This window comes from Stenotrophomonas sp. FW305-3-2-15-E-LB1, from assembly GCF_058787375.1.
This window is the reverse complement of record NZ_JBYSZR010000035.1, coordinates 1-12,803: the sequence shown is the minus strand read 5'-3', so window position 1 is coordinate 12,803 and position 12,803 is coordinate 1. Positions and strand designations below refer to the sequence as shown.

The 12,803-nt window shown below is 68.8% G+C and carries 11 protein-coding genes; 6 read left to right on the top strand and 5 right to left on the bottom strand.

Features of this window, described 5'->3' with window-relative positions:
• Positions 1-10: 10 nt before the first annotated feature.
• Together AC3WL7_RS18975 and AC3WL7_RS18970 are read right to left on the bottom strand one after the other, a co-directional pair.
• Positions 11-1,963, bottom strand: coding sequence for an acetyl-CoA hydrolase/transferase C-terminal domain-containing protein (locus AC3WL7_RS18975; protein ID WP_492752454.1), 1,953 nt, complete (start codon positions 1,961-1,963; stop codon positions 11-13).
• Between the two features lie 34 nt (positions 1,964-1,997).
• Positions 1,998-2,555, bottom strand: coding sequence for a flavin reductase family protein (locus AC3WL7_RS18970; RefSeq protein WP_492752452.1), 558 nt, complete (start codon positions 2,553-2,555; stop codon positions 1,998-2,000).
• 117 nt (positions 2,556-2,672) lie between these two features.
• Between AC3WL7_RS18970 and AC3WL7_RS18965 the strand changes: the two genes are divergently transcribed.
• Genes AC3WL7_RS18965 through AC3WL7_RS18955 form a run of 3 tightly spaced genes read left to right on the top strand, consistent with a single transcriptional unit; the run spans position 2,673 to position 4,862 of the window.
• Positions 2,673-3,038, top strand: a complete 366-nt coding sequence (locus tag AC3WL7_RS18965) for a BlaI/MecI/CopY family transcriptional regulator (protein ID WP_079223013.1) — start codon at positions 2,673-2,675, stop codon at positions 3,036-3,038.
• On the top strand, positions 3,031-4,293 hold the full coding sequence (locus AC3WL7_RS18960) for a M56 family metallopeptidase (protein WP_492752451.1): 1,263 nt from the start codon (positions 3,031-3,033) through the stop codon (positions 4,291-4,293). Before AC3WL7_RS18965 ends, AC3WL7_RS18960 begins: the two co-directional genes overlap by 8 nt.
• 8 nt (positions 4,294-4,301) lie before the next feature.
• Positions 4,302-4,862 (top strand): hypothetical protein, encoded by a 561-nt coding sequence (locus AC3WL7_RS18955; RefSeq protein ID WP_108760458.1) that lies wholly within the window; start codon positions 4,302-4,304, stop codon positions 4,860-4,862.
• 43 nt (positions 4,863-4,905) lie between these two features.
• Here AC3WL7_RS18955 and AC3WL7_RS18950 read toward each other — a convergent pair whose 3' ends face one another.
• The 3 genes from AC3WL7_RS18950 to AC3WL7_RS18940 form a co-directional block, all read right to left on the bottom strand.
• Positions 4,906-5,706, bottom strand: coding sequence for an MBL fold metallo-hydrolase (locus AC3WL7_RS18950; protein WP_492752449.1), 801 nt, complete (start codon positions 5,704-5,706; stop codon positions 4,906-4,908).
• 10 nt (positions 5,707-5,716) lie between these two features.
• Complete coding sequence (locus tag AC3WL7_RS18945) at positions 5,717-6,535, bottom strand: S1/P1 nuclease (RefSeq protein ID WP_492752447.1); 819 nt, start codon at positions 6,533-6,535, stop codon at positions 5,717-5,719.
• A gap of 119 nt (positions 6,536-6,654) precedes the next feature.
• The gene (locus AC3WL7_RS18940) at positions 6,655-7,284 is read right to left on the bottom strand and encodes an OmpW/AlkL family protein (protein WP_492752446.1); all 630 of its coding nucleotides are present in this window, start codon (positions 7,282-7,284) and stop codon (positions 6,655-6,657) included.
• 193 nt (positions 7,285-7,477) lie between these two features.
• Here AC3WL7_RS18940 and gap point away from each other — a divergent pair, with 193 nt between their 5' ends.
• The 3 genes from gap (at position 7,478) to AC3WL7_RS18925 (ending at position 12,691) form a co-directional block, all read left to right on the top strand.
• Positions 7,478-8,482, top strand: coding sequence for a type I glyceraldehyde-3-phosphate dehydrogenase (gene gap / locus AC3WL7_RS18935; RefSeq protein ID WP_492752445.1), 1,005 nt, complete (start codon positions 7,478-7,480; stop codon positions 8,480-8,482).
• Positions 8,483-8,636: 154 nt separating this feature from the next.
• Complete coding sequence (locus tag AC3WL7_RS18930) at positions 8,637-11,318, top strand: DUF2339 domain-containing protein (protein ID WP_492752443.1); 2,682 nt, start codon at positions 8,637-8,639, stop codon at positions 11,316-11,318.
• Positions 11,315-12,691, top strand: a complete 1,377-nt coding sequence (locus tag AC3WL7_RS18925; protein WP_492752442.1) for a DUF3999 domain-containing protein — start codon at positions 11,315-11,317, stop codon at positions 12,689-12,691. The genes AC3WL7_RS18930 and AC3WL7_RS18925 overlap by 4 nt, the downstream gene beginning before the upstream one ends.
• The last annotated feature ends 112 nt before the right edge of the window (positions 12,692-12,803 follow it).

Below are 12,803 nucleotides of genomic sequence, written 5' to 3'. Positions count from 1 at the left end.
CACCGCGCAGTTACGCGGTGCGGGCCAGGGCCAGGCGCAGCAGCCGTGCGTTGAGGCGCTCGCCGAACTCCTTTGGTGCCTGCAGGCCCATGCGCTGCAGGTACACCGCATCGCCATCGCCGGCCGGCTGCCGCAGCGCTGCCCAGACCGTGCGCAGCATGTCACCGCGCGTCTGCGTGTTCGATTTCAGCCAGCCCAGTGCCTTCACCAGCACCTGCTCGATCTCGTTGAAATCGCTGCCCAGCGGGTAGTCGGGCAGGGTGCCATCGGCACGGAACGGGGCCAGTGCCAAGGCCAGAGCCTGCGGCGTGTTGCGCTGTTCGCGCTGCGGGTCCGGGTGCCGCCCTGTACGCAGTTTGCGCGATGCGTAGGCCTGCTGCAGCAGCCCTGCCTGGAACGGCGCTTCGGTGATCGCGGCCATCGCCTGCACGCAGTCGTCGTCGGTCAACGCGCGCAGGTCGGCAATGCCGTACTCGTTGAGGTAGATGTCGCGCAGGTGGCGCGGAATGGTCGTGTGCCCATAGTTCCAGCGCACGTTCGAGGCGCGCTGGCCCTTGTCGTCGCGCGCGGCCCGGAACATCAGCACGCTGCGCGCTTCCGGCAGCGCATGCGCCATCGCTACGAAGTTGTACTGCCCGCCCACGCCGGACACCACGCGGCCGTCGTCCAGCGCATCGGACACCGCCGCACCCAGCGCGGTGGCCATCATGCAGGAATTGAAGAAGCGCGCATGGCGGCGCTGCAGGCGCTCCAGCGTCTCGTTGCCGCCGTACAGCTGGTTGATCTCGCTGATGCGGCGCATGCCGATCGCGCGGCACTCGTCCTCGGGCAGCGTGCGCAGCCATTCGTAGAACTCGGGCGAGCCGAGGTAGAACGCGCCGTGCAGGTATTCGCCCTCGGCTTCCAGCGTGGCATGGTCGATGGACAGCGTGCTGCCATTCTCGATGCGCTGCATGAGCGCCAGATCGTCGTGCACCTTGCGCCGGATGACGCCGGTCTGCACCAGCCGCCGGAAGCCTTCGTTGAGCATTTCGCTGCAGCCGTAAAGGCCAACCTCGAACGGATCCAGCCCGCCGATTTCCTGCACCAGCGGGTGGCTGGCCAGCTGCGGGTCCAGCGCGTTCAACACACGGCGGTAGCGCGCGTTGTCGGTGTGGCGCAGCACCAGCGCATGGCTGAGTGCATCGGCCAGGGTGCCGATGCCGATCTGCAGCGTGCCGCCATCCCGTACCAGGGTGCTCGCGTACAGGCCGATGGCGTAGTCCGCATCGGCCACCGGCTGCCGTGGCAGGCCGAACAGCGCCGGGTACGGCGGCGGCGGGGTGATGACCAGATCGAAGAAGGACACATCCACCGTGGCCGTGCCGCCCAGGTAGGGCAGCTGCGGGTCGATCTCGGCCACCAGCAGCGGGCGTGGCAGTCCACGCGCGGCCATCGCGTCCAGGGTGTCCTGGGTGATGTCGTTGTTGCACGACAACGAGAGCCGGCGATCGTCCGGGCGCATCGCCACCTTCTGCACGATCACGTGCGGCGCGCGCTGCGCCACGGCATCGGCGGCTTGCGTGTAATTCAGGCTGGTGTAGCTGGACTGCGCCTGACGCGAGCCGAGCAGCGCACCGGACTGCATGTAGAACTCCTCCACCTCCACATGCGGCGGCAGCGCATCGCGGGCGATCGCATCGGCGTAGGCCAGGCGCGGGAAATCCTCGCCGAAATGGCGCTGCACGAACGGCGCCATGAAGCGCGCCTCCAGGCCATCGCCGCGTGCCTTGGGCGGGTTCAACGACAGTGCGGTGTACAGCTGCAGCGGCCGCGACGCATCCCCTTCCACCCGCGCATACAACGCATTGAGCAGCCGGTGCGGCTTGCCCAGTGCCAGCGGTGCCCCCACCCGCAGCGGCCCGTCCACGCGCGCGAACAGCCAGTCAACGGCGGCGTCGAGGTCGGTCAGGTGTTCGGTCATGCGTGGCGGTCCTGCGGCAAGGGGAGTGCTGGCATTACAGCATGTCGGGCTTGAACCGCCGTCGACGCGAGATTTCCTGCCCCGAAACCATGAACCGGCCATCGCCCCGGTAGTGGAACGTGCGTGGCAGCTTCGGTCGCGGTGCGACGTGGGCGCGCACGATTTCCCAGATGAAAAGGTTGTTGGCCTGCACCTGGCTGTCGTCGTGCAGCCGGCACTCGAAGCTGGAATGGCATTGGCCGACCAGCGGTGCGGCGACGTCGCGGGCGGGCACTGCATCCAGGCCGAACCGCGCGAACGTGTCCACCTCGCGGCCGCTGCAGTTGCCGATGTCCACCACGGTGTCCAGCAGCTCCACGCCCGGCACGTTGATCACGCACTGCCGGCTGTCGCGGGCCAGGGCGAAGCTGTGGTTCTCGTTCCAGATGTAGGTGGCCAGCAGCGAGGGCGAGAAGCCCATCACCATGTGCCAGCCCAGCGTCATCAGGTTGCGCTGGCCGTGGGCCGCCGTGCTGACCAGCACGATGGGGCCCGGCTCGAGGAAACGCCGGGCCTGGTCCACCGGGTAATCCAGTTTGCGCAGCGGCTTCATGCGGGCTCCGTGGGCAGAAGGACCGATGCTGGGGCAGGCCGGATGAACCGACAGTCGAGGGCTTGACATCCCATTCGATTACGCGCGTAATCGGGTTTTCGATTACGGATGTAAACCATGACCCCGATCAGTGAAGCCGAAGCCGTAGTGATGGAGGTGCTCTGGCAGCAGGCGCCGCGCAGTGCCGATGAGGTGGTGGCCGCACTGGCCCACCGTGAATGGGCCGAGCCGACCATCAAGACCCTGCTCAACCGCCTGCTGACCAAGGGCGCGATCGCCGCCGAGCGCGATGGCCGCCGCTACCTGTACCAGCCGCTGCTGCAGCGCCAGGCCTGGGTGGAAACGCAGAGCCAGGACTTCATCGGCCGCGTGTTCGATGGCCGGGTGGCGCCGCTGGTGGCGCACTTCAGCGAGCGCGGGCAATTGACGGCGCAGGACATTGCCGAACTGAAGAAGCTGATCCAGGAGATGGACGATGAATGAGCTGCTCGATGGACTGTGGCAGGCCAGCCTGTGGCTGGCGCTGGGCGTGCTGCTGCTGGCAGCCGCGCGGCCACTGCTGGTGAAGCTGGGCGGCGCGGAGCTGGCCTATCGCAGCTGGTGGCTGCTGCCGCTGCTGCTGGTGGCCCTGCTGCTGCCCCTGCCGGCCTTGCGGGCATTGCCGGTGCTGCAGCATGTACCCACGCTGCCGCTGAAGGTGGTGCCGGGCACCGTTGAAGGTGTCACCGCGCAGCTGCCGATGTGGCCGTGGCTGCTGGCCCTGGTCTGGGGGCTGGGCGCCGGCGTGCACCTGGCGCGCGAACTGCGCGCGCAACGCCGCTTCGAGCGGGCACTGGGCACGCTGCAGGCACGTGGCGATGGCAGCTGGCAGGCCAGCGCCGATCCTGGCCTGCCCGCGCTGGTCGGCCTGTGGCAGCCGCGCATCGTGGTCGGCCCGCACTTCGACCAGCAGTTCGATGCCGACGAACAGGCGCTGATCCTGCACCACGAACGCAGCCACCGCCGCAACGGTGACCACTGGGCCAATGGCGCCCTGCTGCTGGCACGTTCCGTGTTCTGGTTCCACCCGTTGTTGCCGTGGGCCGCGCGCCGCTTCCTGCGCGACCAGGAACTGGCCTGCGATGCGCGCACCGTTGCCGCGCAGCCGACGCAGCGCCGTCTTTATGCCAGCACGCTGTTGAAGGCGCAGCTGGTCCACCCGGTTGCACCGATGGCATGTCATTGGCGCAGCCAACCCGTGTTGAAGGAGCGTATCGCCATGTTGAAGCAGTCGAAGCGGAAGGCATTGCCGAAGGTGTCCGGCCAGGTGTTGCTGATGGGGTTGTGCATGGGTGTTGCTGCGTTGGCCTGGGCCAGCCAGGGTGCGGTGAAGGGCACGCCGTCAGTCAGCGCCGAACCGTTCCAGTACGCCGCGGCGGATGCCGCCAAGGCCGGCCTGGACAGCCCGATCCAGGCCCAGAAGATGTCACCGCCCAGCTATCCGGCCGAGGCTTTCGAGAAGGGCCAGACCGGTGTGGTGAACCTGATCGTGGCCGTCGATGCCAAGGGCACCGTCACCGACGTGCAGGTGGAAAGTGCGACCAACCCCGGAGTATTCGAAGCTGCCTCGATCGCAGCGGCGCGTAAATGGACCTACACGCCGGCGATGAAGAATGGAAAGCCGGTGGCCGGCAAGCTGCGCGTCCCGATCACCTACGCCATGGACAACACCGAACCTGCTGGTGGCCAGGCGCAGTGAAGGCCGCGATGAAGGGCGCACCGCTGTGTATTGCAGCGGTGCTGCTGGCAGGCTGCGCCACCCGGGAGCGCGTGACCACGGTCGACACCCGCAGCGAGAACGTCGGCCACCAGCGCCTGCGCGCGGCGGATGGGGACGGTAGCGGGCAGATCCAGCCCTACACGCTGGCGGCCAGCGAGGGCTATCGGATGCCGCAGCTGCATACCGCACCCGACCCGGTGGTGGGCGGGAACGACCCACGCACCTCGCTGGCACCGACCACCATCTGCCTGCAGGTGGTGGTCGACGCGCAGGGTCGGGTTGAACGCAGCCAGCCGCTGACCGACCGCAGTGAATGCAGCGCCGGCCTGGCGGCGGAGAACGGGCCGCTGCTGCAGGCTGCGCAGGCCGCGGTCGCGCAGTGGCTGTACTCGTCCGCAGCGGTCTGCCATTTCGCACCGGGCAAGATGCCTGATGACCGTGGCTGCGAGGGCGCGGACCGCATCGAACCGGTGGCGGTCACCCTGCAGTACGCGTTCACCTTCGAGATCGTGAAGGGCCAGCACGTGGTACGCACGCAGGGCAGGTAACGGGTAGCGCCGGGCCACGCCCGGCGGTTTTCCACCGCTGTCGTCAGGCGCCGCCAACGATGTTGGCTTTCACCGCCGGCTGCATCAGCCTGGGTTCGGCCAGGGTCGCATCGCGTGCCTCGCGTACGCTGACGAACGCGGCTTCCTCTACGCCGTCGTGCACGTGGATGTTGTGCGCGCGCTGCTCGCCGATGGTGGTCTGGTTGGCGAACGCGCGGCCACCCGGGCCGTAGTCGTGGCAGACGAACACGCGGGTGGCATCGGGCAGGGCAAGCAGGCGCTGGATGGAGCGGTACAGCTGCGTGGCATCACCGCCCGGGAAATCGCAGCGGGCAGTGCCGCCATCGGGCATGAACAGCGAGTCGCCGGTAAACAGCGCATCGCCGATGAGGTAGGCGATGCTGTCGCTGGTGTGGCCGGGCACGGCGATGATGCGGCCCTGCAACTGGCCCAGCGCGAAGGTTTCGCCGTCGGTGAACAGATGGTCGAAGTGTGCGTCCTGCGCTGCCAGCTCCAGGCCGTAGCGCGGTGCGAAGGTGGCCTGCACCTCGCGGATGCCCTCGCCGATGGCCAGGGTTGCCTGCGGGAAGCGCTGCTTCAGCCGCCGCCCGGCCGACACGTGGTCGGCATGGGCGTGGGTTTCCAGCAGCCAGCGCAGGCGCAGGCCCTGCTGCTCGATGGCCTCCAGCAGCGGGCGCACCGGCGCGTCGCTGCTGGCGTCGGTGTCCGGGTCGTAATCCAGGACCGGGTCGATCAGCGCCGCTTCACCGCTGTCCGGGTCGAAGACCAGGTAGCTGAAGGTATTGCTGTCGCGGTGGAAGAAGGATTGGACCTGGGCCGACATCGGAACCTCCTCAGCGCGTGCCGAGCACGCGGTTCAGCAGCTGTGCCAGATTTTCGCCGGCCAGCCGCAGCTGTGCTTCGGCCACCGGGCGATAGCGCTCGGTGTATTCATCGCCGATCTTGTGCGTGGCCGGGTACACGCCCGGCTGCACCGAGATGCGGCAGCTGGCTTCGGCCCAGCGCTGCGGGTCGCGCTGCGGGTTGGACTGGCGGGCCAGCTTCGGCGCCGGCAACGCGCGCAGCACCGGCAGGTAGCCGGCGTCATCCAGCTTGCGGGTGTTGAGCATGCCGCTGTCCCACAGCGAATGCAGGTTGGTACCGCGGTTGCCGAACTGCAGCTGGAAGTCGTTGCCGCCCTTGTCGTGGCCGTAGCCGGCATGCATCGGCTGGTGCACGTCACCGACCATGTGCACGACGAACTTCAGCGCCTGCAGACGCTCGCCGTCGGTCAGGCTGTGGTCGCCGAGAATGGCGCTCTGCGCCTTCAGTGCTTCGACGATGCAGTTACCGTTCTTGCAATGCTTGGCCGGCTCGTACTGGCAGCCGTCCTCGGCGATGTTGACGTAGTGCCAGCCGGCGGAGCGACGGCCCAGGCCGGGGTCCTTGGCGCGCAGCTGGTCGGCCCACGGCGCGATGCTGGCCAGGGTGGCGCCGGGCTCGGTGGCCAGCAGGCGGTCGACCTCGGCACGCGCGGCCGGGTTGAGGCGGGTATCGGCCACTTCGGCCACCAGGCGATGGCCTTGCGCGCCCCAGGCATGGGCGGGGGGGGACAGGGTCAGCAGGGCCGGCGCGAGGGCGGCAGCGAGGATCAGGGAGTGCAGGGCTTTCATGCGCCCATTCTAGCGGGGCGAAGGTAACCGCGGGTTTGACGCAATGTGTCCAAAAAAAAGCCCCGGCACACACACCGGGGCAACATGCTGCGAGGTTTGTGGGTGTCCTGGAACTTGAATCAGAACTTGAAGACGTAGGAGACGCCGTAAGCCAGCGGATCGATGTTGACCGTACCGATCTTCTCGCCGTCCAGCTTCACCTTGCTGTCGATGTCGATCCAGCGCAGGTCCACGCGCAGCGCGCCCTTCTCGCCGATGGCGAAGTCGACGCCGGCATGCGCGGCCAGGCCCCACGAGTCTTCCAGCTTCAGCTTGCTGGCCGCCAGCGCGCCAGTGGTGTCCTCGCTGAAGAACGTCGTGTAGTTCAGGCCCGCGCCGACGAACGGCGAGACCTTGCCCTTGCTGTTGAAGTGGTACTGCAGGCTTACCACCGGCGGCAGGTGCTTGGTGCTGCCCACGCGGCCCAGGCCGTTGATGTTGATGTCGTGCTTGAACGGCAGCGCGGCCAGCACTTCGATGCCGAGGTTGTCGGCGATGAAGTATTCACCGGTGATGGTCGGCTTGATGTCACTGTCGACGTCCACCTTCAGGGTGCCACCGGCCAGCGAGCCGTTGTTCGACTTCGGGGCGACCTGGTGGACGCCGGCCGAGACGGTCCAGTCGCCCTTGGACTGGGCCATGGCCGGGGCGGCGGCCAGCGAGACGGCAGCGGCCAGGCCGGCCAGGATCAGGGGGGAGGTCTTGCGCATGGGGGTGTTCTCGTTGCGGGGTAGATGGGGCCAGTCTCGGCCTCACGCCGCGCTAACGCTTTGATCCGGATCAAATCCTGTCCCGCCGCCTGCCAGCCCGCGGCGCTGGCCGGCGGTAGCCAGTGGGGTGCTGCTAGACTTATGGGCCCTATCCATCCCGCCGCACCTGTCGCGGCTGCAGGAGCTTCTGAACATGGCAATCAAGGTTGGTATCAACGGTTTCGGTCGCATCGGACGCAACGTCCTGCGCTCGGCGGTGCTGAACTTCGGCGATGACATCGAAATCGTGGCCATCAACGATCTGCTGGAGCCGGACTACCTGGCGTACATGCTGAAGTACGACTCCGTGCATGGCCGCTTCAAGGCCGACGTGGCGGTGCAGGGCAACGACCTGCTGGTCAACGGCAAGAAGATCCGCCTGACCCAGGAACGCGACCCGGCCAACCTGAAGTGGGACGAAGTCGGCGCCGACGTCGTGCTGGAAGCCACCGGCCTGTTCCTGACCAAGGAAACCGCGCAGAAGCACATCGATGCGGGCGCGAAGAAGGTCATCCTGTCGGCTCCGTCGAAGGACGACACGCCGATGTTCGTGTTCGGCGTGAATGACAAGACCTACGCCGGCCAGGCGATCATCTCCAACGCGTCGTGCACCACCAACTGCCTGGCCCCGCTGGCCAAGGTCATCAACGACAAGTGGGGCATCAAGCGCGGCCTGATGACCACCGTGCACGCGGCCACGGCCACCCAGAAGACCGTCGATGGCCCGTCCAACAAGGACTGGCGCGGCGGCCGCGGCATCCTGGAGAACATCATTCCGTCGTCCACCGGTGCGGCCAAGGCCGTCGGCGTGGTCATCCCGGAACTGAACAAGAAGCTGACCGGCATGAGCTTCCGCGTCCCGACCTCGGACGTGTCGGTGGTCGACCTGACCGTCGAGCTGGAAAAGGAAGCCACCTACGCCGAGATCTGCGCCGAAGTGAAGGCACAGAGCGAAGGCGCGCTGAAGGGCATCCTGGGCTACACCGAAGACAAGGTGGTGGCCACCGATTTCATCGGTGAAACCCACACCTCGGTGTTCGATGCCGACGCCGGCATCGCCCTCGACGGCACCTTCGTCAAGCTCGTGTCGTGGTACGACAACGAGTGGGGCTACTCGAACAAGTGCCTGGAAATGGCCAAGGTCGTCGCGGCCAAGTAAGGCCCGCGAAGATCCGCACACGAACCCCGGCTTGCCGGGGTTCATTGTTTATGGGTCCCGGCTTGCCGGGGTTCGTCGTTCATGGGCCCGGCTGACGTAGCATGGGCCACGGACCGCTGCCGCTGGGGCGCGGCTGCGTTGGGGTAGACGAAGAATGGAAGCACTGATCGTCCTGGTGGTGTTGGCCCTGCTGGCGATACCGCTGCTGCTGGTGGTGGCACTGGTGATGATTGCCGGCCTGCGCCGGCGCGTGGCCGCGCTGGAGAGCGCAGTGGCTGACGGCATCGCGGCCGCTGCCGCCCCGCCGCGTGAGGCCGAGGCCGCCGTGGCGCCGCCACGGCCCGCCGCGCCCGCCGCCGGGACCCGCGAACCGCCGGTCCTGCGCCCGGCTGCGGCCGCTCCGCCGCCGGTGGTATCGCAGGTACCTCCCGTTGCACCGCGTCCCGCGCCCGAACCACCTGCGCCCCCCGTGCCACCCGTGCCACCGCCGGTATCGGCGCGCCCGCCGCTGCCGCCGCAGCCGGCGCAGCCCAACGTCGTTGAACGCGCCGTGGGCGCGGCCAAACGCTGGTTCACCGAGGGCAACGTGCCGGTGAAGATCGGCATGCTGGTGCTGCTGGCCGGCGTTGCCGCGCTGCTGAAGTACGTCAGCGACCAGGGCTGGCTGGTGCTGCCCATCGAGCTGCGCCTGGCCGCCATCACCGTCGGTGCGCTGTGCCTGCTGGGCTTCGGCTGGCACCAGCGCGAACGTCGTCGTTTGTTTGCGCTGGCCCTGCAGGGCGGTGCCATCGGCGTGCTGCTGCTGACCATCTTCGCTGCGTTCAAGCGCTTCGAACTCATCAACCCCGGCTTTGCCTTCGCCAGCTCGATCCTGCTGGTGGCGGGCCTGTGCGTGCTGGCCGTGGTGCAGAACTCGCGCACGCTGGCAGTGCTGGGCATCCTCGCCGGCTTCATGGCGCCGCTGTGGCTGTCTACCGGCAGTGGCAACCACGTCGGGCTGTTCAGTTACTACGCGGTGCTCAATGCGGGCATCTTCGCCATCGCCTGGTTCCGCCCGTGGCGCGCGCTCAACCTGCTGGGTTTTGCTTTCACTTTCGGCATCGGCACCTTCTGGGGCGTGCTGCAGTACCGCGCCGACAAGTTCGCCAGCACCGAACCCTTCCTGCTGCTGTTCTTCGCGTTCTACCTGCTGATTCCGCTGCTGTACGCACGCCGCCAGCCGGCCGAGCGCCGCGATCTGGTCGATGGCAGCCTGGTGTTCGGCACGCCGCTGATCGCGTTCTCGCTGCAGGCCGGCATGCTGCACGAGCAGCCGATGACGCTGGCGCTGTGCGCGCTGGGCCTGGCGGCGGTCTATGCGTTGCTGGCACGCGCGCTGATCCATCGCGCGTCGTACAGCGTGCTGGCGCAGTCGCACGCGGTGCTGGCGGTGGGCTTTGCCACGCTCGCGGTGCCGCTGGCGCTGTCGGCGCGTGCCACCGGCGCGGTGTTCGCGCTGGAAGGTGCTGGCCTGGCGTGGCTGGGGCTGCGGCAGAAGCGCTGGCTGCCGCAGGTGGCTGCCGCGCTGCTGCAGCTCGGTGCCGCGTTCGCCTTCGTGGTGGGCGCCGACCACTGGCACGGCGACACCCGGTTCCTGCTCAACGCCACCGCCGTCGGCGCGCTGCTGCTGGCCGTGGCCGGCTTCGCCAGTGCCTGGAGCTACCAGCGCCGCGCGCGGCATGACGTGGCCCTGGTCTATTACCTGTGGGGCCTGCTGTGGTGGCTGGGCGGCTTCGTCCATGAAATCGTCCGCTTCATCGAGCACGCAGCAAAGGCCGATGCCCTGCTGGTGCTGGCGGCGGTGACCGCCTGGCTGGCCGCCGAGGTGCATCGTCGGCAACCGGCGCGTGCGCTGGGCATGACCGCGCTGCTGATGCTGGCGACGGGCTTCCCGCTGGCGCTGTTGCAGGGCGATGCGCACCAGCAGCCGTTTGCCGGCTATGGCGGGCTGGCCTGGGCGGTGTTTGCGGTGCTGGGCGTGCGCACGCTGTTGTGCCTGCGGCAGAGCGGCGACGGCGTGGGCCGCATCGCCCAGTTCCTGTGGTGGCTGCTGTGGCCTTCGCTGCTGTCCCTGCTTGCGCTGTGGGGCGATGATGCCGCGCAGCTGGCGCAGGGCTGGACGGCGCTGCTGGTGACCCTGCCGTGGCTGCTGCTGGCGGCCGTGTCGCTGTGGCGCTGGACGTGGTTGCGCTGGCCGCTGGGCGATGCCTTCGACGCGGCACGCACCACCCTGCAGACCGTGGTGTTTGGTGTGCTGGCCTGTGCCTGGTGGATCGGCATCAGCCTGGCCGGTGATGCCGATCCGCTGCCGTGGCTGCCGGTGCTCAACCCGGCTGAACTTGCGCAGTGGCTGAGCCTGCTGCTGGCCGCGCGCTGGCTGTTCGGCAGCCAGGCCCCGGCCTCGTTGCAGCGCCTGCGCGTGCCGGTGCTGGCGCTGGCCGGTTTCATCGCCCTCACCAGCACCGTGCTGCACGGTGTCCACCACTGGGGCGGCGCGCCCTGGAGCCCGTCGATGGCACGCGGGAGCCTGGCCCAGACCAGCCTGACGGTGCTGTGGAGCGTGCTGGGCGTGATCGCCTGGGTCTGGGGCTCGCGCCGTGGCCAGCGCGTCCTGTGGATGGTGGGTGCCGTGTTGATGGCCGTGGTGCTGGCCAAGCTGGTGCTGATCGACCGCCAGCACCTGGGCAACCTGCTGGGTATCGCGTCGTTCATCGCCTACGGCCTGCTGTGCACGGTCGTGGGCTATCTGGCGCCGGCGCCCCCGGGCACCGCGCCGACCGTGGAGAACACGCAATGAAGACATGGCGCAGTGCATTGCTGCCGATCCTGCTGGCCGTGGCGGGTACGGCATCCGCGCAGGCCAACGATTACCGCAGGCACTACGCCGAGCAGTGGCCGTTGAGCCTGTCCAGCGCGCAGTCCGGCGCTTACCGCGTGGTGCTGGAGCCGGCCATCTACCGCCGCGCTGGCCGTGCCGACCTGGGCGACCTGCAGGTGTTCAACGCCGCCGGGCAGGCGTTGCCGTCGGCGCTGCTGGCCCCCGACCAGCCGCTGGCGCAGCCGCCGGTGCAGCGCGAGCTGCCGTGGTTCGCGCTGCCGCCGCTGGCCGAAGCGCAGCGCAACGACCTGCAGTTGCTGACCGAGCGCGATACCGATGGCCGCGTTCGCCGGGTCGAGGCGCGGGTGGGCAGTGGCGCCGTGGCGAACGGGCAGGCTGGCTGGCTGATCGATGGCAGCGTGCTGGGCCAGCAGCCGGTCGCGGCGCTGGTGCTGGACTGGGTCGACAGCGGCCAACCCCTGCAGGCACAGGTGCAGGTCGACGCCAGCGACGACCTGCAGCACTGGCGCGCGGTGTCGCGCGATGTGCCGCTGGTGGACCTGCAGCGCGCCGGCAAGCGCCTGCTGCAGCGCCGCCTGCAGGTGGATGGCAATGCGCGTTACCTGCGCGTGCTGCCGCAGGGCGAAGCGCGCCTGCCGACCCTGCGCAGCGTGCTGGCCGAGTTGCCGCCCGCCCCGGCGACGGTGCCGTGGGAGTGGCTGTCGTTGCAGCCGACCGCCGCTGGCAAGGGCGAATACACCTTCGAGCTGGACGGGCGATTCCCGGTCAGCAAGGCCGACGTGGCCAGCACCGACAACAGCCTGGTGCAGTGGACGCTGTACAGCCGCGATGATGCCAGCGCGGAATGGCAGCGGCGCAGCGCGCCGTGGATCGCCTACCAGGTGCAGCAGGGCGCACCGGGCCAGCGCCAGCAGTCGGCGGCACAGTCACTGGCCGGACCGTGGCGTGACCGTTACTGGAAGCTGGTGGCCAGCCCGGTGGAAACGGCCACGGCGCCGACCCTGCGCCTGGGCTACCAGCCGGAAGTGATGGTGTTCCTGAGCCAGGGCGCGGCGCCGTATGCGCTGGCCGTGGGCAGCGCCACCGCACGCCGTGCCGAAGCCCCGATCGCGGTGCTGATCGAGGAACTGCGCCAGCGCAACGACCCCGCGTGGCAGCCGACGCTGGCGCGCCTGGAAGGTGCCCCGGAGACACTGGCCGGCGCGGCGGCGCTGGAGCCGCAGCGCGACTGGAAGGCATGGTTGTTGTGGGCGCTGCTTGGCCTGGGCGTGCTGGTGGTGGGTGGCCTGGCGGTCAGCCTGCTGCGGCAGAAGCCTGCGCCTGCGGCGTAGGTTCCCGCGAACGGCGCAGCCCCTCGTGGGTGGCCGCAAAACGCGATTCATGCGCTTGGCCGGGCGGGTGGGCTGGGCCGGGGACGCCGTGAACCCATCCATGGGGGCTTGG

Excerpts from the sequence above, each read along its gene's own strand:
- AC3WL7_RS18975 (WP_492752454.1), bottom strand. The coding sequence starts at position 1,963 with ATGACCGAACACCTGACCGACCTCGACGCCGCCGTTGACTGGCTGTTC.
- AC3WL7_RS18970 (WP_492752452.1), bottom strand. The coding sequence starts at position 2,555 with ATGAAGCCGCTGCGCAAACTGGATTACCCGGTGGACCAGGCCCGGCGT.
- AC3WL7_RS18965 (WP_079223013.1), top strand. The coding sequence starts at position 2,673 with ATGACCCCGATCAGTGAAGCCGAAGCCGTAGTGATGGAGGTGCTCTGG.
- AC3WL7_RS18960 (WP_492752451.1), top strand. The coding sequence starts at position 3,031 with ATGAATGAGCTGCTCGATGGACTGTGGCAGGCCAGCCTGTGGCTGGCG.
- AC3WL7_RS18955 (WP_108760458.1), top strand. The coding sequence starts at position 4,302 with ATGAAGGGCGCACCGCTGTGTATTGCAGCGGTGCTGCTGGCAGGCTGC.
- AC3WL7_RS18950 (WP_492752449.1), bottom strand. The coding sequence starts at position 5,706 with ATGTCGGCCCAGGTCCAATCCTTCTTCCACCGCGACAGCAATACCTTC.
- AC3WL7_RS18945 (WP_492752447.1), bottom strand. The coding sequence starts at position 6,535 with ATGAAAGCCCTGCACTCCCTGATCCTCGCTGCCGCCCTCGCGCCGGCC.
- AC3WL7_RS18940 (WP_492752446.1), bottom strand. The coding sequence starts at position 7,284 with ATGCGCAAGACCTCCCCCCTGATCCTGGCCGGCCTGGCCGCTGCCGTC.
- gap (WP_492752445.1), top strand. The coding sequence starts at position 7,478 with ATGGCAATCAAGGTTGGTATCAACGGTTTCGGTCGCATCGGACGCAAC.
- AC3WL7_RS18930 (WP_492752443.1), top strand. The coding sequence starts at position 8,637 with ATGGAAGCACTGATCGTCCTGGTGGTGTTGGCCCTGCTGGCGATACCG.
- AC3WL7_RS18925 (WP_492752442.1), top strand. The coding sequence starts at position 11,315 with ATGAAGACATGGCGCAGTGCATTGCTGCCGATCCTGCTGGCCGTGGCG.